The 18,659-nt window shown below is 68.0% G+C and carries 15 protein-coding genes; 7 read left to right on the forward strand and 8 right to left on the reverse strand.

All coding sequences use genetic code 11. The features are described from left to right. Nucleotides 1-74: 74 nt before the first annotated feature. Both ACLJPD_RS21725 and ACLJPD_RS21730 read left to right on the forward strand, forming a co-directional pair. Nucleotides 75-1,619 (forward strand): aldehyde dehydrogenase family protein, encoded by a 1,545-nt coding sequence (locus ACLJPD_RS21725; protein ID WP_410874445.1) that lies wholly within the window; start codon nt 75-77, stop codon nt 1,617-1,619. A 387-nt stretch (nt 1,620-2,006) separates the two neighbouring features. Continuing rightward, nucleotides 2,007-2,903, forward strand: a complete 897-nt coding sequence (locus ACLJPD_RS21730) for a LysR family transcriptional regulator (RefSeq protein WP_410874446.1) — start codon at nt 2,007-2,009, stop codon at nt 2,901-2,903. Here the strand turns inward: ACLJPD_RS21730 and ACLJPD_RS21735 are convergent. Then, complete coding sequence (locus ACLJPD_RS21735) at nt 2,900-4,321, reverse strand: amidase (RefSeq protein WP_410874447.1); 1,422 nt, start codon at nt 4,319-4,321, stop codon at nt 2,900-2,902. The genes ACLJPD_RS21730 and ACLJPD_RS21735 overlap by 4 nt on opposite strands. 151 nt (nt 4,322-4,472) lie before the next feature. Between ACLJPD_RS21735 and ACLJPD_RS21740 the strand changes: the two genes are divergently transcribed. Both ACLJPD_RS21740 and ACLJPD_RS21745 read left to right on the forward strand, forming a co-directional pair. After that, nucleotides 4,473-6,878: a protein kinase domain-containing protein gene (locus tag ACLJPD_RS21740; protein ID WP_410874448.1), complete on the forward strand. Its 2,406-nt coding sequence runs from the start codon at nt 4,473-4,475 to the stop codon at nt 6,876-6,878. A gap of 51 nt (nt 6,879-6,929) precedes the next feature. Continuing rightward, the gene (locus tag ACLJPD_RS21745) at nt 6,930-8,828 is read left to right on the forward strand and encodes a serine/threonine-protein kinase (protein WP_410874449.1); all 1,899 of its coding nucleotides are present in this window, start codon (nt 6,930-6,932) and stop codon (nt 8,826-8,828) included. Here ACLJPD_RS21745 and hpt read toward each other — a convergent pair. From hpt to ACLJPD_RS21765, 4 genes are read right to left on the reverse strand one after another with little or no spacing between them, the layout of a single operon-like run. After that, complete coding sequence (gene hpt / locus ACLJPD_RS21750; protein WP_410874450.1) at nt 8,825-9,376, reverse strand: hypoxanthine phosphoribosyltransferase; 552 nt, start codon at nt 9,374-9,376, stop codon at nt 8,825-8,827. The two genes, ACLJPD_RS21745 and hpt, sit on opposite strands and share 4 nt — an antisense overlap. A 24-nt stretch (nt 9,377-9,400) precedes the next feature. Further along, nucleotides 9,401-10,423, reverse strand: coding sequence for a tRNA lysidine(34) synthetase TilS (gene tilS / locus ACLJPD_RS21755; RefSeq protein WP_410874451.1), 1,023 nt, complete (start codon nt 10,421-10,423; stop codon nt 9,401-9,403). Then, the gene (locus ACLJPD_RS21760; protein ID WP_410874452.1) at nt 10,423-11,484 is read right to left on the reverse strand and encodes a zinc-dependent metalloprotease; all 1,062 of its coding nucleotides are present in this window, start codon (nt 11,482-11,484) and stop codon (nt 10,423-10,425) included. Before ACLJPD_RS21760 ends, tilS begins: the two co-directional genes overlap by 1 nt. 13 nt (nt 11,485-11,497) lie before the next feature. Further along, nucleotides 11,498-12,955: a D-alanyl-D-alanine carboxypeptidase/D-alanyl-D-alanine-endopeptidase gene (locus ACLJPD_RS21765; RefSeq protein WP_410874453.1), complete on the reverse strand. Its 1,458-nt coding sequence runs from the start codon at nt 12,953-12,955 to the stop codon at nt 11,498-11,500. A 163-nt stretch (nt 12,956-13,118) separates the two neighbouring features. Between ACLJPD_RS21765 and ACLJPD_RS21770 the strand changes: the two genes are divergently transcribed. Further along, complete coding sequence (locus ACLJPD_RS21770) at nt 13,119-13,607, forward strand: inorganic diphosphatase (protein WP_410874454.1); 489 nt, start codon at nt 13,119-13,121, stop codon at nt 13,605-13,607. 61 nt (nt 13,608-13,668) lie between these two features. Here the strand turns inward: ACLJPD_RS21770 and ACLJPD_RS21775 are convergent, their stop codons facing one another. Further along, the gene (locus tag ACLJPD_RS21775) at nt 13,669-13,896 is read right to left on the reverse strand and encodes a hypothetical protein (RefSeq protein ID WP_378631491.1); all 228 of its coding nucleotides are present in this window, start codon (nt 13,894-13,896) and stop codon (nt 13,669-13,671) included. A gap of 199 nt (nt 13,897-14,095) precedes the next feature. Here ACLJPD_RS21775 and ACLJPD_RS21780 point away from each other — a divergent pair, with 199 nt between their 5' ends. Next, a complete protein-coding gene (locus ACLJPD_RS21780; protein ID WP_410874455.1) occupies nt 14,096-15,283 on the forward strand; it encodes a serine hydrolase domain-containing protein in 1,188 nt (395 codons plus the stop codon). After that, on the forward strand, nt 15,280-16,788 hold the full coding sequence (locus ACLJPD_RS21785) for an alpha/beta hydrolase (protein ID WP_410874456.1): 1,509 nt from the start codon (nt 15,280-15,282) through the stop codon (nt 16,786-16,788). Before ACLJPD_RS21780 ends, ACLJPD_RS21785 begins: the two co-directional genes overlap by 4 nt. Here the strand turns inward: ACLJPD_RS21785 and ACLJPD_RS21790 are convergent. Together ACLJPD_RS21790 and ACLJPD_RS21795 are read right to left on the reverse strand one after the other, a co-directional pair. Continuing rightward, complete coding sequence (locus tag ACLJPD_RS21790) at nt 16,758-17,417, reverse strand: response regulator (protein ID WP_410874457.1); 660 nt, start codon at nt 17,415-17,417, stop codon at nt 16,758-16,760. The two genes, ACLJPD_RS21785 and ACLJPD_RS21790, sit on opposite strands and share 31 nt — an antisense overlap. Then, nucleotides 17,405-18,655, reverse strand: a complete 1,251-nt coding sequence (locus ACLJPD_RS21795) for a sensor histidine kinase (RefSeq protein ID WP_410874458.1) — start codon at nt 18,653-18,655, stop codon at nt 17,405-17,407. The genes ACLJPD_RS21790 and ACLJPD_RS21795 overlap by 13 nt, the downstream gene beginning before the upstream one ends. Between the last annotated feature and the right edge of the window lie 4 nt (nt 18,656-18,659).

Genomic DNA, 18,659 nt, shown 5'->3' on the forward strand with positions numbered 1-18,659 from the left:
CAGGCACGCCACCTCCTGGTCGCGCCGCGATAGTCGGTGAACCGGATTCAGCAGACGCCCGAGGAGAACGACCAGTGAGCGAACTCGACCAGACCACCGCGGTGATCGAAGTACACAATCCCGCGACGGGTGAACTCGTGGGAACGGTGCCTGACATCGCGCCGGACGAGGTGGCGGCCGCGGTTCGTGAACTGCGCCTCTACCAGCCCGAGTGGGAGGCGATCGGGCCCGCCGGTCGTAAGCAGTGGCTGCTGAAGATGCAGGACTGGCTGATCGACAATACCGAGCACCTGGCCGCGGTCCTGCAGTCCGAGACGGCCAAGCCGCGGGTCGACGCGCTCATCGATCCGGCGTTCGCGGTCGACATCCTCGGCTACTACGCGCGCCGGGCGGGCAAGTTCCTCGCCGACGAGCACCCCTCCCCGCACAGCCCGCTCGCGCGGGTGAAGTCGCTGACCGTCGCCTACCGGCCGTATCCGGTGGTCGGCGTGATCACGCCGTGGAACTTCCCGCTCGCGATGCCGGCGATCGACGTGTTCCCCGCACTGGCCGCGGGCGCCGCGGTGATCCTCAAGCCGTCGGAGGTGACGCCCCTGTCCGCGGTGGAGCTGGCCCGCGGCTGGGCCGAGATCGGGGCGCCGCCGGTGTTCAAGGTGGTCACGGGCGCGGGCGCGACCGGTGCGGCCGTGGTCGCGAACGCCGACTACATCCAGTTCACCGGGTCCACCGCGACCGGCCGAAAGATCGCCGCCACCTGCGCGGAACGGATGGTGCCCTACAGCCTCGAGCTCGGCGGCAAGGATCCGGCGATCGTGCTGGCCGACGCCGATATCGACCGCGCCGCGCACGGCATCGCCTTCGGCGGGATGTTCAACGCGGGCCAGGTGTGCATCTCGGTCGAGCGGGTTTACGTCGAGGCACCGGTCTACGACGAGTTCGTCGCCAAGCTGACCGACGCCGTCGCCGCCCTGCGTCAGGGCGCCGACGGCCGGGAGTCGAAGAACGATGTGGGCGCGCTGGCCAACGAGAACCAGGTGCTGATCGTGCAGCGCCACGTCGACGAGGCGGTGGCGGCGGGCGCCCGGGTGACCACCGGCGGCAAACGCACCGGCGTCGGCACCTTCTTCGAGCCGACCGTGCTCGTCGATGTGGACCATTCGATGTCGTGTGTCGCCGAGGAGACGTTCGGCCCAACGCTGCCGGTGATGAAGGTGGCCGACGAGGCCGAGGCGATCCGGATGGCCAACGATTCGATCTACGGCCTCTCGGCATCGGTCTGGACGGGCGACAAGGCCCGCGGTGAACGCGTGGCCAGGCAGTTGAACACGGGCGCGGTGAACATCAACGACGTGTTCTCGAACCTGTTCAACCCCGCGATGCCGATGGGCGGTTGGGGCCTGTCCGGGGTCGGTGCGCGCTGGGGCGGTGCGTCGGGCCTGCGGAAATACTGTCGCGTGCAGGCGATGACGAAGCCGAAGCTGCCGACCATGGGCAAGGAATTGTTCTGGTACCCGTCCGACATGAACAAGCTGGTCATCGCGGTCGCCGCGATGCGGGCCGCCGGTGCGCGCGGGATGCGCCGGATCGATCTGCCGTCGGTGTTGCGTCTCAAGAAGTAGCCGTTTCCGGCTGCGGCGCACCACTCGCGTCGCAGCCGGATTCATCACCCCGAAACTTGTTTGTGAGGAAGATCACTGCCTGCGGGGTCGAGTGGCGAGCGCCGTGGTCAGCGGCACCTTTCAGCGGGCGCGACAACGAGGCGGCGCGGCCCACCTGGGAGTTTCGGGCGTGAACGATGACGCGTTTTCCCTGGTCAGCCGCCCAGGTCCGCCGACGACTCATTGGGCCGCCGGCCGCCGTGAACAAAACACACTCCGATGGTGCAGCTCACCATGTCAGGCCATATGCTGTGCGATACCAACCTGGTGACTGTTTTGATCCACTTCCGCGAACTTCCTTGCCCGTTTTGGCTGGATTTTCCCGACCGATTCTGATAGCAAGGTGCTATGGACCCGCATTTGCGCGATCTGCGGTATTTCGTCGCCGTCGCTGAGGAACTGCATTTCACCAACGCCGCACAGCGGCTGCACATCGCTCAGCCGACGTTGTCGCGCCAGATCCGCCAGCTCGAACGCCAGCTCGACGTGGTCCTGTTCGACCGCAACCAGCGCAGTGTCGCCCTCACCGTCGCCGGTAAGGAACTGCTCGAAGGTGCCCGCAAGATCCTCGAGCTGTGGGAGGTGACCAACGTGTCCCTCCAGGAAGCAGGCGAGGTGCTGCGCGTCGGGATCCAGTCCGCGCTCGGCCGGGGTCTGCTCAACGACCTGGAGAGCGCAAGCGGTCACCGCCTCGCCCTGCACGCCGCGTCGTGGAACGACCCGTCCAGTGGACTTGCCGGTCGACAGGCCGACTTATCGCTGGTGTGGCTGCCGCTGCCCGACTCCAACCGTTACCGCTGGCAGGTGCTGCGCACCGAGCCGCGCTGGGTGCTGCTGCCCGAGTCGCACCCGCTGGCCGAGCAGGACAGCATCGACTTCGCCGATCTGCTCGACGAGCCGTTCGTCGCCCTGCCCACCGAGGCGGGCGCGGTCCGCGACTTCTGGCTGGGCAACGATGCCCGTGGCGGCAAGGCGGCCAAGATCGGCGCCGAAGCGGCCACCCCCGAAGACAAGCTCGAGGCCGTGAGTCTGGGTCTCGGCGTGTGCCTGCTGGCCGAGAACAATGTGCCGATGTACCGCTGGCCCGGCCTGACCGCGCGTCCGGTCGCCGGTCTCACCCCGTGTGAGCTGGCGGTGGCATGGCGGGCCGACGACACCCGTCCGACCATTCTGGAATTCGCCGGTCGCGCCGTCGATGGCGGTTTCTCCGAGCCGACACCGCAGCCGCAGCCGATCGCGGTTTAGCTCGACAGTTCCAGTTGGGCGGCGAGGCCGAGCAAGGTGGCCTCGCTTCCCGGCGGGCCGACCAACTGCGCGGCCAACGGCGTGTGCGCCTCGGGATGGGTGCCCATCGGCAGCGACGCCGCGGGCCAGCCGAGCAGATTCCACAGTCCGGTGAACGGCGCGTAGCGCGCCGAGGACACGACGTTCGCGACCCAACCGCGCCCACTCCACTGCCTGGCCTTCGGCGGCGGCGCGGCGAGCGTCGGCGTGATCACGACGTCGAAATCCTCGAAGAATTCGAGGAGTCTGGCTTCGGTCCGGTCGATCTGGCTGGGCCGGACCAGGCCGAGGCGCTGGATCACTCTGCCGATCGCCAGATGCCGTCGAGTGCGGTGCTGGAGCAGTTCGGGATTCGGCAGCGCGTCGGCGTCGGCCAGACCCGCGCTCGGCCAGCGCAGCAGCATCAACAACGCCGTATCGCCGTAGGGCAGTTCGACCGGCTGCACCTCGTGCCCGGCCACCGCCGCGCGCGCACCCGCGGTGCGCGCCGCCGCCGTCCAGTGCCGATCCATTCGGACGAGCCGCGACGGCGGAGCCACGGCCAGTCCGATGCGTAGTCGCTGTGGCTTACGCAGTTCGGCCAGGTCGGAGCGGCCTGCCAACACCGAAAGCGCCAGCGCCGCGTCCGACACCGTCGTCGCGAGGACACCGTTCTCGGCCAGTCCCGCCCAGGAATCGGCGCCGATCTGCGCGGGCACCACGTGTCTACCCGGCTTGATTCCGAACACTCCGCAGGCGGCGGCGGGCACCCGGATCGAGCCGAGTCCGTCGTTGCCGTGGGCGATCGGCACCAGTCCGGCGGCCACCGCCGCTGCCGCCCCACCCGAGGAACCGCCGGTCGACCGGCCGACATCGCGCGGATTGCGGGTGACACACCCGAGCGAGTCGGTGCTCGCCCAGAGCCCGAGCTCGGGCATGGCCGTCAGCCCCACAACGATCGCGCCCGCGGCCCGCAACCTGGCCACGACGGGGTGATCGACCGTCGCCGGTTCCGCGGAGGTCGCCGCCGAACCCGCGCGAGTCTGCTCCCCCGCGACCGCGATGTTCTGCTTCACCGCCACCGGCACACCGGCCAGCGGCAGCTCGTCGAGGTCTGGTCTGGCGGCCAGTTCCCTGGCCTCGGCCCTGGCCTTCTCGGCCCGCACCACGGTGAACGCGTTGATCTTGCGATTCTCCGAGGCGATTCGAGCGAGCGCGTCGGCGGTGACGTCAGCGGGCGTGATGGTGCCCGCACGGACCCGGGCGGCCAGTGCCGCAGCGGGGCCGCCGATGGGGTATTCAGGAGCGGGTGGTGGAGACGAATCCATCGTCACCTCAGCGTCCGTCACGCCGTCGTCGTCGACGGACTCCCATGCTACCGCTGTGAGGTCTTCGTTCATCTGCGGATTCGCCCCCGTCGCACGGTCGTCGAAATTCGGGTGATCAGCTCTAGAGGCGCAAGTTATCATTTCAAGTACGGCTCTCCGGCGATGGCGGCGGGTGTGGCGGAATGAATTTCGCACCGATCCGCGCGAAACCTTAGGTCGGTTGATGAGCGATAGCACCGCAAGCGGGCAACAACCCGACGCGACACCCGGTCGGGCCACGAATGTGCGCGTCGACATGGTCGAGGCGTTCGCCGCCGCGTGGGGTACGGCAGACCGGCGCCCGCCCGAGATCGCCCAGTTCCTTCCCGACGCGGCCACCTTGCGCGCGCAAGCGCTGCACGAGCTGATCCGGGTGGACCTGCGCCATCGCTGGCTGCATCACGCGGGTACCGACATCACGCGCAAGCGGCTGGCCCACTACTGCGCCGAGTTCCCCGAACTCGATCGGGCGTCACTGCCCGCCGGACTGGTGTTCGAGGAATTCGTCATCCGCAGGCACAGCGGCGAGCGCGTCGATCCGCGCGATTGTCTGCGCGAGTATCCCGAGCAGGCGGCCAGTCTGCGCGGCCTGCTCAATACCGAGGATCTCGACCAGAGCACCCACCGCGCCGACAATTTCGACGCCACGGTGAACCATTCGCCGGACTCGACGCGTAGTACCCAGATGACCAGCCCGCAGCTCGACCTCACCGCGACCGCCACCTCGGCCGCGTCGGCGTCGACGGACGCACTCTCGAACCCCGGGTCGTTCGCGCCGCTCGACCGCATCGAAATCGGCCAGCGCATCGGCGATTTCGAACTGCTCACCGGGCTCGGTTCCGGCGCGTTCGCGCGCGTTTTCCTGGCCAGGCAGACCTCGATGCAGCGTCTGGTCGCGGTGAAGATCTCCGCCGACCGCGGCACCGAACCCCAGACGCTGGCCCAGCTCGACCACGACTACATCGTGCGAGTCTTCGACCAACAGCTGCTCGACACCGACTCGGCGCCCTCGGGTTCACGTCGCCTTCGCCTGCTCTACATGCAGTTCCTGCCCGGCGGCACCCTGCTCGGCCTGCTGCGCTGGGTCCGCGCGACCCCAGCCGCCGAGCGCAGCGGCAAACTGCTGCTCGACGCGGTGGACGCGGCCATGGAGGAGAAGGGCGAGATCCGCCCGACCGATTCGAGCGTGCGTTCCGAGATCGCCGCGCTGAGCTGGCCGGAAACGGTGGCGTGGCTGGGCAGGCGGCTGGCGGAGGCGCTCGATTACGCGTCCTCACACGGTGTCCTGCACCGCGATGTGAAACCGGCGAATGTGTTGCTCACCGCCGAAGGCGTCCCGAAGCTCGCCGACTTCAACATCAGCTTCAGCCGCACCGTCGAGGGCACCAGCCCGGTCTCCTACTTCGGCGGCTCACTGGCCTACATGTCACCCGAACAGCTGGAAGCGTGCCATCCCAGCCTCGGCCGCACCGCCGCCGACCTGGACACCCGCGCCGATATCTACTCCCTCGGCGTTGTCCTGTGGGAACTGCTCACCGGCGCCAAACCGTTCGACGACAACACCGCGGCGGCCGAGGGCCGTGGCGACGAAACCACCCTCGAAGCGATGCTCGAACGACGAACCGTCGGTGTCGACCCGGCCGCGCTGGACAGAGTGCCCGCGAACTGTCCCACTGCCCTGCGCCGCGTCCTGCTGACCTGCCTCGACCCGGACAGGTCGCGTCGCTGGGCCGACGGTGCGGTGCTGGCCAAACAGTTCGACCTGTGTCTGGATGCTCGTGCGCGCGACCTCGTCGACCCGCCGCCGAGCAGCTGGCGGATGCAGTGGCGAAAGTGGCCGTTGCTGGTGATGATCGTGGCGATCGGTGTCCCCAACGCACTGGCATCCTGGTACAACATCCAGCACAACCAGAATCTGGTGGTAAGTCGGCTCAGTGAGACCGCCCAGCAATCGTTCGTGGTGATCACCGCGGGCGTGAACCTGGTCTTCTTCCCGCTGGGCGCCGCGGTGCTCATCTACCTCGCCCGTTTCGTCCTGTCGGTGCCGCGCGGCCTTCGCCATGGCCGCCGCTACGACCCGCCGACCCTGCGCCGCACCAGACACGACACCGTGCGCCTCGGCGACCGGGTCGTGATCGTCGCGTTCTCGCTGTGGGCGACATCTGGGCTCACCTTCCCGATCGCCCTGCAATTGGCCTCGGGTGATGTCCCCGTTCGTGCCGTGGTCCATTTCCTGGCATCCCTGCTGGTCTGCGGCGCGATCGCCGTCGCATACCCGTTCTTCCTCGTGACGTTCTACCTGGTCCGCTGCATCTACCCGATCTTCCTTCGCCACGGTGAGATCAGCACCGACGACAGCACCTGGCTCCGTGAGCTGAGCCGCCGCTGCACCTGGTACCTCGCCGTGGCCGCCTCGGTCCCCCTGCTCGCCGTAGCGGGGGTCACCTTCCTCCCGCCCGGCGATATCCCGGCGGTGATCGTCGCCGTTCGAGTGCTCTGTGTCGGCGGCATCGTCGCTTTCATCGCCTCCTACCTGCTCTTCCGCGCCCTCGAAGCCGACTTGAAAGCCCTGGAACGCGTAGTCAGCTGACGATGCCCGGCACGGATGAACTTCCGTGCGGGTCCGCCCGTATCCCCCGTCGTGAGCTCGACAGTCATCACCGAGGCGACCCGCCCCTCGCTCGACCGCACCGCCACCACGCACCCCACCGATCGGCACGGGCTCGACCGCTTCGAGGCGGGCGCGCGCATCGGCGACTTCGAGCTGCTGACCGAGCTCGGCTCCGGCGCGTTCGCCCGCGTCTTCCTCGCCCGGCAACGGTCGATGCAGCGTCTGGTCGCGGTGAAGATTTCCGCCGACAGCGGCACCGAGCCACAAACTCTGGCCCAGCTCGACCACGCCTACATCGTGCGCGTCTTCGACCAACTGGTGCTCGACCCACCGGACGACGGCTCACCCCGACTGCGCCTGCTCTACATGCAATTCCTGCCCGGCGGCACCCTGCTCGGCCTGCTGCGCTGGGTGCGCGCCACCGCACCCGCCGAACGCAGCGGCCGACTGCTGCTCGACGCGATCGACGCGGCAATGGCGGAGAAGGGCGAAATCCGTCCGGCGGATTCGAGCATCCGCCGCGAGATCGCCGACCTGAGCTGGCCCGACACCGTGGCTTGGTTGGGTCGCCGCCTGGCCGCCGCATTGGACCACGCGGCGGATCGCGGTGTGCTGCACCGTGATGTGAAGCCGGCGAACGTGCTCCTCACCGCCGAGGGTGTGCCGAAACTCGCCGATTTCAACATCAGTTTCAGCGAAACCGCCGACACCAGCCCACTGTCGTATTTCGGTGGGTCGCTCGCGTACATGTCGCCGGAGCAGCTCGAGGCCAACCATCCAGGCCATGACCGCAGCGCCGCCGACCTCGACGCACGCTCCGATCTCTTCTCCTTGGGCGTGCTGCTGTGGGAATTACTCACCGGCACAAAGCCATTCGATGACACCGGCGCCGACGACCGGAACCTGGACGACCAGACCAGACTCGAAGCGATGCTCGCCTCCCGAAGCACGGGCGTGAGTAAGCCTGCGTTGCGGCAACTTCCGCCGAACTGCCCGCCCGCCCTGCGCCGGGTGCTGCTGCGCTGCCTGGAACCGGAGCGATCCGACCGCTGGGACGACGGAGGCGTCCTAGCCGCACAGTTCGACCTGTGCCAGGACGCGCACGCGCGCGATCTGGTCGATCCACCACCGAACAGTTGGCGAATCAGATTGCGGCCATTCCTGTTTCCCCTGCTGACATTGTCGATCGCCATCCCCAATTTGCTCGCCGCGATCTTCAACGCCCAGCTGAACACGGCACTGATCGTGGACCGGCTCGCTCCGAGTACCCGCGACACGCTGCTGAGGGTCGCGGGTGTCACGAATCTATTGTTCTTCTCCATCGGCGCCGTGACATTGATCTACCTGGCCAGACAACTCCTGATAGTTCCCCGGCGGCTGCGTGCGGGCAGAAGCTGCCGCCCCGGCGCACTCGACCGCGCCCGTCGAGATTCCCTGCGGTTGGGCAACCAGGCCGTGGCGGTGGCGTTCGGTCTGTGGCTGTCGGCAGCTGTCGTGTTCGCGACCACGATCGGCCTGGTGGGCGATGGTCTGACCGTCCGGACCGCACTGCACTTTCTGCTCACGGCGGCGATCTGCGCGGCCATCGCGATGACCTACCCGTTCTTCCTGATCACGCTCTATCTCACGCGCTGCGTCTACCCGTTGTTCCTGCACCACGGCGAAGACTTCCGCAGCGATGGAAAGGCGCTGACAGGACTGACCATTCGATGTCACCGGTACTTGATGGCGGCGGCGTCCATCCCTCTTCTCGCAGGGATCGGCGCGACGTTCTTGCCGGTCGAAGACCTGTCAACGACAATCACCCCACTCCGCGCTATCTGCGTGGGCGGGGTGATCGGGTTCGTCACGTCCTACGTGCTGTTCCGGATCGTCGAAGCCGACATCCGCGCTCTGCTGCGGGTCGTCGGCTCCCGGACGACGGACTAGGAGTAGACCGCAGGGTTGAGGGTGCCGATGTAAGGGAGGTCGCGGTAGCGCTCGGCGTAGTCCAGGCCGTAGCCGACGACGAATTCGTTGGGGATGTCGAAGCCCACGTGGGCGACGTCGACGGGGGTGCGCAGGGCGTCGGGCTTGCGGAGCAGGGTGACTACTTCCAGCGAGGCCGGGTTGCGGGTGGACAGGTTGCGCTTGAGCCAGGACAGGGTCAGGCCCGAGTCGATGATGTCCTCGACGATCAGGACGTTGCGGCCCGCGATGTCCTTGTCCAGGTCCTTCATGATGCGCACGACGCCCGAGGACGAGGTGGACGAACCGTAGGACGACACGGCCATGAATTCGAGCTGGGTGGGGATGGGCAGCGCTCTGGCGAAGTCGGTCATGAAGAAGATCGCGCCCTTGAGGACGCAGATCAGCAGGAGGTCACCTTCGGGGGAATCGGCCGGGTATCGCTTGGCGACGAGCTCGGCCAGTTCCTCGATCTTGGCTTTGATCTCGTCTTCGGTGATCAGCACCGATGCGATGTCGTCTCCGTACACGGAAGTGGGTGTCCCTTCGTGGCATCAAATGCGCGGCTGTGCTCGCACCGCCAGCGTGCCATGTTCGCGCGTCACGACCAACCTGTGGTCCCTCGACCCGCCTCCCACCGCCACCCCGCCCTGCCCCCGCCAGTTGCCCACCAGTTCGTCGATCGCTTGTAAATGGGCGTTCATGAGCCCGGTCACGCCCTGATCCGCGAGCCAGGCCCGCATCGCTCTGCGACGCAACGCGGGCGGCGCAGTGGCGAGGATCTCGATCGAGAGGGTGGGTCGATCGCTGCCGGCCGGGTCGGGCGCGGCGGCGCGGGTCCGTGCCGCCCGCAGCAGGTCGTCGGCGTAGGCGTCGAGAACGGTGCCGTCGGCGCGGAGTTGGTCGGCGGTGCGGGCCAGCGCCTGTGCCACGCCGCCACCGAGCACCTCTTCGAGCAGCGGCAACACTTCATCGCGCACGCGAACCCGGGTGTAGGTGGGATCTGCGTTGTGCGGGTCGTGCCATGGTTCGATCCCGAGATCAGCACACATCCGCACCGTCTGTGTCCGCCGCACCCCGAGCAACGGCCGCCCCCACGGCGAATTCCAGGCCACCATCCCCTGGATGGACCGTCCGCCCGACCCGCGCGCCAACCCGAGCAGAACAGTCTCGGCCTGATCGTCGAGCGTGTGCCCGAGCAACACCGGCCGCCCGTCCCGCACCGACTCCAACGCCGCGTATCGAGCCACCCGAGCCGCCGCCTCGAGCCCCCCCGCACGCCCCACGTCAACAGGCACAACCATCGCCCCCACACACCCGAGCCCCAACGCCTGCTCGACCGCCCGATCGGCCACCTCCCCCGATCCCTCTTGCAATCGATGATCGACCACCACCGCGGTCACCTCACCCGCCTCGACAACAGCGGCAGCCACCAACGCCAGCGAATCCGCCCCACCGGACAACCCAACGACCACCTGCCCGCGCCCACCCCGCGCGGCGACCCATTCCCGCACCCCACGGCGCACGGCGAGCACCGCCGCGGTTTCCGGCAGGCGTACCTCCCGGGGCGGCTTCATCAGCCGAGCACCCGGCGAATCCATCGCTCGGGATCATCGACCTCGTCCAGCAGCGGCAGTGTGTCCGCGTCCGTCCACACCGTGTTGAACTCCGCGACCCCCACCCGTTCGACCACCGCGTCGACGAACTTCTTCCCCCGCACGTACTGCGCGACCTTCGCGTCCACCCCGAGCAAGGCCCGCAGCAGCCGCTGAATCGGGTTCGACGGCCGTTGCCTGCGTCGATCGAAGGCCGCCCGGATATCGGCGACGGTCGGCACCACGGCGGGACCGACAGCATCCATCACGTGATCGGCGTGTCCTTCTAGCAGGGTGCCCAGCATCAGCAGCCGATCCAGCGCCTCTCGCTGCGGCGGTGCCTGGGCCGCGCGCAACAGCCCGACCACCCCTTTGCTGTTCGGGTCGTCGGCGTTGTCACCGTTGCGCCGGGACCGCACCTCACCGAGCAACCGGGTGAGCATCTCGCTCATCGGTTCCTCGCCGACCTCACTCAAGATGTCCACGTTGGAGCGCATATACCCGGCGAGCCAGGGCGCCGACGAGAACTGCACCCGATGAGTCACCTCGTGCAGGCACACCCACAGCCGGAAATCGCTCGGATCGACACCGAGCGCCCGTTCGACCCCGAGAATGTTGGGCGCGACCAGCAGCAATGTGCCGTCCTCGCCGGTGAACGGGTCGTACTGCCCGAGAATCGCAGTGGACAGAAACGCCAGCATCGTCCCGGCCTGCACGCCCGCGGGTTTACCGACGAACTTGCCCGCCTCCGCGGATTCGGTGCCGGTGAGCACCGCCATCGAATCGGCGGCCGCCGAGATCCAGCCCGGCCGGTCGACGATCCGCGCCTCGGGCACCGGCCGATCGTCGAGCAACCCGCTGACCTCACGCACCGGCAGTTCGGCCAGCACCGAGGCCGACGCCAGCTCGGCGACGACCTGCTCCGCCGTCTGCCGGGACGCGCGCGGCCCGGAGGGAGCCAGCAGCGCCCCGGTCCGCGCGGCCAGCCGCCAGTCCACCGCTCCGCTGAACCCGGAACTCTTGCGCTCGGTCTTATCGGTCATAACCACCCGTTCTCTACGAGCATCCGCAGTTGCGCAGGGCACCCGCCACCGCGTCGAGCGCCGGCCTGCTCTGCTCCGGCAATCGGTCGTTCGACATGAGCGCGAAGGTGAGCACCCGCCCGTCACGGTCGAGTACATATCCCACCAACGCGCTGGCCACGCTCAGAGTTCCGGTCTTGGCGCGCACCCACCCCGCGCCCTGCCGGTTCTGGGTGACGAAGCGCGGCGCGAGCGTGCCGGTGCCGCCCGCGACCGGCAGGTCGTCGAGCATCGGCGCGAGGGCCGCTGCGCGCGGGTCGATTTCGGGCCTTGCCTGCGTCCCGGCGGGCACCACGGCCGCCGTGCCGGTCGGCTTTGCCGCGGTCGCGACGATCGAATCGAGCAGCTTCGGCGACACCCGGTCGTCGACCGAAAGTCCACTGTTGTCGGCCAAATGCAGTCCGGTGACATCGAATCCGGCCGCCGACAGCGCCGCCGAGGTCGCCGCGACAGCACCGGCGAACGACGCCTGCTGCCCCGACGCCACCGCCAGTTCACGCCCGATGGTCTCGGCCAGCACATTGTCGGAATGAATCATCATGTCGTGCAGGCGAACTCGCAGCGGAGCGGATTCGACCTTCGCGACCTGGACCCCGTTCTGCGCGGCCGGACCGACCCGCACGGCACCCGGATTGATACCGAGCTCGGCGGCAAGCGCGCGGCCTGCATCGAGCGCGGGGTTCGCGGTGCGGGGGGAATAGTCGGCCGAGGGATCGAACCGGCCGCCGTCGATCATGATCGGTTCGATCGGGGCGATCGACCCCTCCGGAATGTCGATCGGGTCCCAACCCGAAGCCATGGTCGGCCCCGCGTAGGCGGACGTGTCGACCACGATCGTGTTCGCCTGCCTGCCAGCGGCCCGCACCTGCGCGGCCAGATCCGAGATCCGCGCGCCGTCGGTGTAGTAGCCGCCCGCGGCCTGCGTGGTCAGCGTCGGATCCCCACCGGCGACCAGCACCAGCTCGCCCGGCGCACCGGCGAGCACCTTCGTGACCACCCGCTGATCGTCGGGCAATGTCAGCAATGCGGCCGCGACCAGCATGATCTTCGCCGTCGATGACGGAATCATCGCCTTGGTCGGCTCCTGACTCCACAGCACCGTCCCGCTGCTCGGATCGGTCACCTGCCCGGCGAACGCACCGAGATCGGGATTGCCGACCACCGGAGCGAGCGCCGCGGCGATCCCCGCCACCGTCGGTGCGGGCGCGTCCGATCGGGCGGGCGCCACCTCGGGAAACACCTGACCGGTGTCGGGCGGCGGAGCCACGGTGAGCCCGCCGTGCCGGAATTCCGGCGTCCACGGCTTCGCGATCGCCGCGAAGCCACCCGCGATCACCAGCAGCGCGACGACCACCGCCGCCAACCAGATCCAGCGGGACCTGCGGCGCCCCTGCGCCTGGGATCCCGGATTACTGCCGCCTGCACCGACCACGACCGTGTCTCCCTAAAAGCCGCCCGACACGCCTCGACTGCGCGACTACAGCCGCCTGCCGCACCGGTGTACCAGCACACCACACTATCCTCGTTGCGCAACGGTTCCCCAGAACGATCTGGCGATTCGGCACAGACAGCACTCGAACGAACAAGGAGATGGCGTGGAGTTCGACGTCACCATCGAGATTCCCAAGGGTTCTCGGAACAAGTACGAGGTCGATCACGAGAGCGGCCGGGTGAAGCTCGACCGGTACCTGTACACCTCCATGGGCTACCCGGCCGACTACGGCTTCATCGAGAACACCCTCGGCGAGGACGGCGACCCGCTCGACGCGCTGGTGCTGCTGCCCGAGTCGGTGTTCCCCGGCGTGATCGTCGAGGCCCGTCCGGTGGGCGTGTACCGCATGACCGACGAGGCCGGTGGCGACGACAAGGTGCTGTGTGTCCCCGCGGGCGACCCGCGCTGGGACCACATCCAGGACCTGGGCGACGTCTCGGAGTTCGAGCTGTCGGCGATCAAGCACTTCTTCGAGCGCTACAAGGATCTCGAGCCCGGCAAGTTCGTGCAGGGTTCGGAGTGGCTGGGCCGCGCCGAGGCCGAGAAGATCATCGACGAGTCGTTCGCTCGTCTGCTGGAAACCGGCCACTGAGCTGGTTGAACAACGAAAAACGGGAAGTCCGGATGGTTTTCGGACTTCCCGTTTTTGTTTTTCAGTACCAGATGTAGAGATCCCAGCCGTCCCAGCTCTCGGTGCACTCCCAGTAGTAGCCACCGGTGTACGGGTCTTCCCCGGCCGCGCGGCACTGGTAGAGCTCGTAGTACGTGCCGTAATAGGTCCCGTACGGCGCGGCGGCCGCACTGCCCGCCCCGACCGCCGACACCCCGGCGACGGTCGCGACGGCCAGCAGTGCGGCGGCGATGGTGGATTTGATGCGCATGTTGTCTCTCCTGATGCGTGCTGTTCCGACTTCTCGAAGTTATTGCGGCGCACGGGTTCGAACAGCCACCCCTAGGGGTAGATTCGCTCTCCCCTTGGTTTCTTCACCTACCCCACCCCCGGTTGGTAGTGCAGGCACCACCTTCGATTCGGGTGTGCGCGGCATAGGCACGGCACCCGCCCGTTCCTAGGCTCGAATCATGCAGCTCAACACCACTTTTCCGAAGAAGTCACTGCGTGCCGTCGCCGCCGGAACAGGATTGCTCGCACTACTTGCCGTCACGGCATGCGGCCCCGAGACCAGCGCCACCGCCACACAACCTGATCGGCCCGAGATCCGGCAGGCGCTGGAAGCGGTGGTGCAGGCCGGGTTCCCCGGCGCCCAGGCAGTGATCACCACCGCGGCCGACGAGCAGACCATCACCGCCGGGGTCGGTGATATCGATACCGGCGCACCGATTCCCGACAACGCGCACGTCCGAATCGGCAGCAACACCAAGAGTTTCGTCGCGACCGTGGTCCTGCAGTTGGTCGCCGAGGGCAAGGTCGAACTGGACGCCCCCGTCGAACGGTACCTACCCGGCGTGGTGCGGGGCAGCGGCAACGACGGCAACCGCATCACCGTGCGTCAACTGCTCCAGCACACCAGCGGTCTACCGGACTACCTGGCCGGTGGCGATCCCAACCTGCGCGCCGACCCCGGCACCCAACAGATCGCACCCGACCCGGAAGTCATTCGTCTGCGCCACTTCTCGCCTGCCGAACTGGTCCGCATCGCGATGACGATGCCGCCGCGGCACGAGCCCGGCGCCCGCTCGGTCTACACCAACACCAACTACATCCTGCTCGGCATGCTGATCGAGCAGGTCACCGGCCGCCCCGCCGCCGACGAGATCAGCACCAGGATCATCGAGCCACTCGGTTTGCGCGACACCTACTTTCCCGCTGCCGGCGACATCGGTGTGCGCACACCACACCCGCGCGGCTACCAGCACATCGACGGCACCCGTATCGATTTCACCGACTTCGATCCCTCCTGGGGCGATACCGCGGGCGCGATGATCGCCACCGGCTCGGATCTGAACCGCTTCTTCCTCGCCTTGCTCGACGGCAAGCTGCTGCCCGCCGCGCAACTCGAACAGATGCGCCGAACGGTGATCTTCGACCGAATGCCCTCGGCTGGTTACGGTTTGGGCCTGGTCGAGCAGACCACCTCGTGCGGCAAGAAGACCGTCGCCCACGGTGGCAGCATCCCCGGTTTCGACACCCGCACCGGTGTCACAGCCGAAGGCGTAGCGATAACCATCACCGTGAACGAGCTGCCGACCAGCGAGGAACAGGCAGAGGTTGTCGAGAAGGCCTTCGATACCGTGGTGTGCGCCTCGTGAGAAGCGCGATCATGGCCGTCGCGATCTCCGCATTGACCGCTGGATTGCTCACCGCTACAACGGCATCGGCTGATATCAGCCCGCTCGATCGCTTCGGCGACCAGTCGCTGACCTGGCAGCCCTGTGATGATTCGCGCCTCGATCCGGCGGGCGCTCAGTGCGCGGATGTGATCGTGCCGGTGGATTACTCGGCGCCACAGGCGGAAACGATGACTGTTTCCATCTCCCGGCTGCCCGCTACGGACCCGGCGCAACGTCGCGGTGTGCTGATGTCCAATCCGGGTGGCCCAGGCGCTCCCGGTCTCGACTTCATGATCGATGTGCGCAACGGGATGAGTTCCGATGTCCGTGACCGCTACGACCTGATCGGCATGGATCCGCGCGGCATCGGCCGCTCCACCCCCGTGAACTGCCGCTGGCAGCACGGGTTCGGGCTGGAGTCCGCCGGCATCGACGGCGTCGGCTTCGCCGAAAGCGTTGCCCAGCAGGCCGAACTCGCCGCGCTGTGCGCCTCGAACGAGGGGCCTCGGCTGCGCCACATCACCACGCGCAACACCGCCCGCGATATGAACGTCATCCGCGCTGCCCTCGGCGAGGAGCGGATCAGCTACTTCGGCACCTCCTACGGCACCTACCTGGGCGCGGTCTTCTCTCAGCTGTTTCCCGAGCGCAGCGACCGGTTCGTCCTCGACAGTGCCGTCGACCCCGAGCACTACGGATCGGTCGGGATGATCCGTGCTATGGGCTCGGTCAACGAGGCGGCCTTCGACCGGTGGGCCGACTGGGTGGCCACAGCCGACAACGAGTTCCGTTTCGGCGCGGATCGCTCCGCTGTCAGGTCGACCGTGCAGGACATGGTCCGCCACGCGAACGACCGGCCGATCCGGATCGGCGAGTTCATCGTCGACGAACACAGCCTCCCGATGGTGCTCTACCGCGGGCTCGACGACCCACGCAACTATCCGCTGCTGGCACGTCAGATCCGCCAGCTCGCCGACGCCGCCGACGGCATCGAGGTGCAACCCGAATCCGAACTGGCCGCCGCGCTCGCCTTCATGCTCACCGCGCAGCCACGCGATTACTCACCTGCGTCGGCCGTCCTGTGCGGCGATGTGGAAGTTCCGCGCGATCCGGCCTGGTACTGGCGCAATATCGAGGCGAGCCGCGCAGATCAACCACTGTTCGGCGCGTTCGCGAACAACATCCCGCCGTGCGCGTTCTGGGCGCCCCCGGTCGAGCAACCGACCGTGATCGGCAATGCGGTGCCGAGTCTGCTCGTTCAATCCACCGGAGATACCCGCACCACCCACGCGGGCGCACAGGTCATGCACCGCGTACTGACCGGGTCACGCATGGTGACCTTGGAAGACGTTCCAGTGCACTGGATCTACGGCAATTACCCGAACACCTGCATCGACTCGACGGTCAACATCTATCTTCGCGACGGCACGCTGCCCGACACCGACCGGACCTGTCAGGACGACCCGGGCCGCGAGTCCAGATAGGCCAATACGGCGAGGACGCGGCGGTGGCCCGATTCGTCGGCGGCGAGACCGAGTTTGGCGAAGATGCTGCGAATGTGTTTGAGCACAGCCCCTTCGGTGACGACAAGGCGCGCCGCGATGGCGGAGTTGTCCTGGCCTTCGGCCATCAGCGCCAGCACTTCGCGTTCCCGGGCTGTCAGCGTGGACAGCGGGTCGTCGACCTTGCGACGCACCAGCAGTTGCGCGATCACTTCCGGGTCCATCGCGGTGCCGCCCGCGGCGACGCGGTGCAGGGATTCGAGGAAGCGGTCGACCTTGCCGACCCGTTCCTTGAGCAGGTACCCGACGCCACCGCCACCGTCACCGAGCAGCTCGGAGGCGTAACTGTCCTCCACGTAGGAGGACAGGACGAGCACCGGCAGCCCGGGGTGGACGGTCCTGGCGTGCACCGCGGCGCGCAGGCCGTCGTCGGTGAAGGTGGGTGGGAGCCGCACATCCACGACCACCACGTCCGGCCGGTCGGCGGTGACGACAGCGAGGAAATCGTCGGCATTGTCGACGGCGGCGACCACGTCGATCCCGGCCGTCTTCAACAGCAGGGCGAGGCCTTCCCGCAGGAGGGCGTCGTCCTCGGCGATCACGACCCGCACGGCAACTCCACCCGCACCACAGTAGGCCCACCGGTGGGGCTGCTCAGCGCCATCTGTCCGTCGAGCGCCTCGGCCCTGCGCCGGATGCCGGCCAGACCACCGCCGTCGGTCACCTTCGCGCCACCCACGCCGTCGTCGCGGATCTCGACGGTGAGCAGATCGGGCGACCCACCCAGTTCGATCGACAGTGTGTCGGCGCCGGAGTGCTTGGTCGCATTGGCGATGGCCTCGGCGATCACGAAATACGCGGCGGCCTCCACCGCCATCGGTCGCCGGGTGATGCCGTTCGTCTCGAGCACGCACGGGATCGGACTACGCGCGGCCAATGCCGAAACGGCGCTGTTCAGGCCCCGATCCGAGAGCACCGGCGGGTAGACACTGCGCACCACATCGCGGAGTTCGGCCAGTGCCGCCGAAGCCGTGTCCTGGGCGGTCCGCACCATCCGATCGGCGGCATCGGCATCACGATCGCGCAATTGCTCGGCGAGTCCGAGTTGCATGATCACCGCCGCGATCCTGGCTTGGGCGCCATCGTGCAGATCGCGCTCGATGCGTCGCAGCTCGGCACCGTGCGCGTCCAACGCGGCGGCTCTGGTCGCGGTCAGTTCGGCGACCCGATCGGCCAGCAGGGCGTTCTCGTCCGGTGCGAGCAACGCCGCGGCCACCCGGGCCTGGACATTCGCCGCCTCGGGCGCACGCAGTGCGAGCGCGCCGTAGACGATGCCGACCGCCGCGCTCACCACGGCGGCGGTCGGCGAATCGATGACGATGCCGCCGCTCGACACGGTGGCGTCGGCCAGCGTCCGCCAGTAGAGGGGAAGGGCGACATGCTGCAACGCGCTCAGCGGCAGTGCCACCGCCAGCGCGGCCAGTGGCAATCCGATGATCGCGTGCAGCCCGAGCCAGGCGAGATCACGCCGGTTCGCCGGATCGGCGGCCAGCGTCGCGAGCTGCCGACGCAGGTCGCCGGTCAACGGCTGATAAGCGGCCACGATCGGCGTGCCGAGCCGTTTGCCCGCCCTGCGCTGTTCGAGCCCCAGCAGCGGCCGGATCAATTTGACCGCTTCCGGCGCGGCGGGAATCCCGATCCCGATCAGGCTCGCCGCCGCGACCACCGCCAGCGCGACCACCGCGATCAACGAGGCGAGCCCGGTCAGTCCGCCGACCACCAGATAGCCGACAGCGGCGGGCAGACGACGTAACCGCCGCCGCACACCGCCGCTGCCGAATCGACTCACCTGA

Origin of the sequence: Nocardia sp. A7 (assembly GCF_046549215.1) — a bacterium.
Taxonomy (GTDB): domain Bacteria; phylum Actinomycetota; class Actinomycetes; order Mycobacteriales; family Mycobacteriaceae; genus Nocardia.

Bases quoted from the DNA above. Each gene is read 5' to 3' on its own strand.
- tilS (WP_410874451.1), bottom strand. From the start codon at position 10,423: ATGAAGCCGCCCCGGGAGGTACGCCTGCCGGAAACCGCGGCGGTGCTC.
- ACLJPD_RS21775 (WP_378631491.1), bottom strand. From the start codon at position 13,896: ATGCGCATCAAATCCACCATCGCCGCCGCACTGCTGGCCGTCGCGACC.
- ACLJPD_RS21740 (WP_410874448.1), top strand. From the start codon at position 4,473: ATGAGCGATAGCACCGCAAGCGGGCAACAACCCGACGCGACACCCGGT.
- ACLJPD_RS21730 (WP_410874446.1), top strand. From the start codon at position 2,007: ATGGACCCGCATTTGCGCGATCTGCGGTATTTCGTCGCCGTCGCTGAG.
- ACLJPD_RS21735 (WP_410874447.1), bottom strand. From the start codon at position 4,321: ATGAACGAAGACCTCACAGCGGTAGCATGGGAGTCCGTCGACGACGAC.
- ACLJPD_RS21780 (WP_410874455.1), top strand. From the start codon at position 14,096: ATGCAGCTCAACACCACTTTTCCGAAGAAGTCACTGCGTGCCGTCGCC.
- ACLJPD_RS21760 (WP_410874452.1), bottom strand. From the start codon at position 11,484: ATGACCGATAAGACCGAGCGCAAGAGTTCCGGGTTCAGCGGAGCGGTG.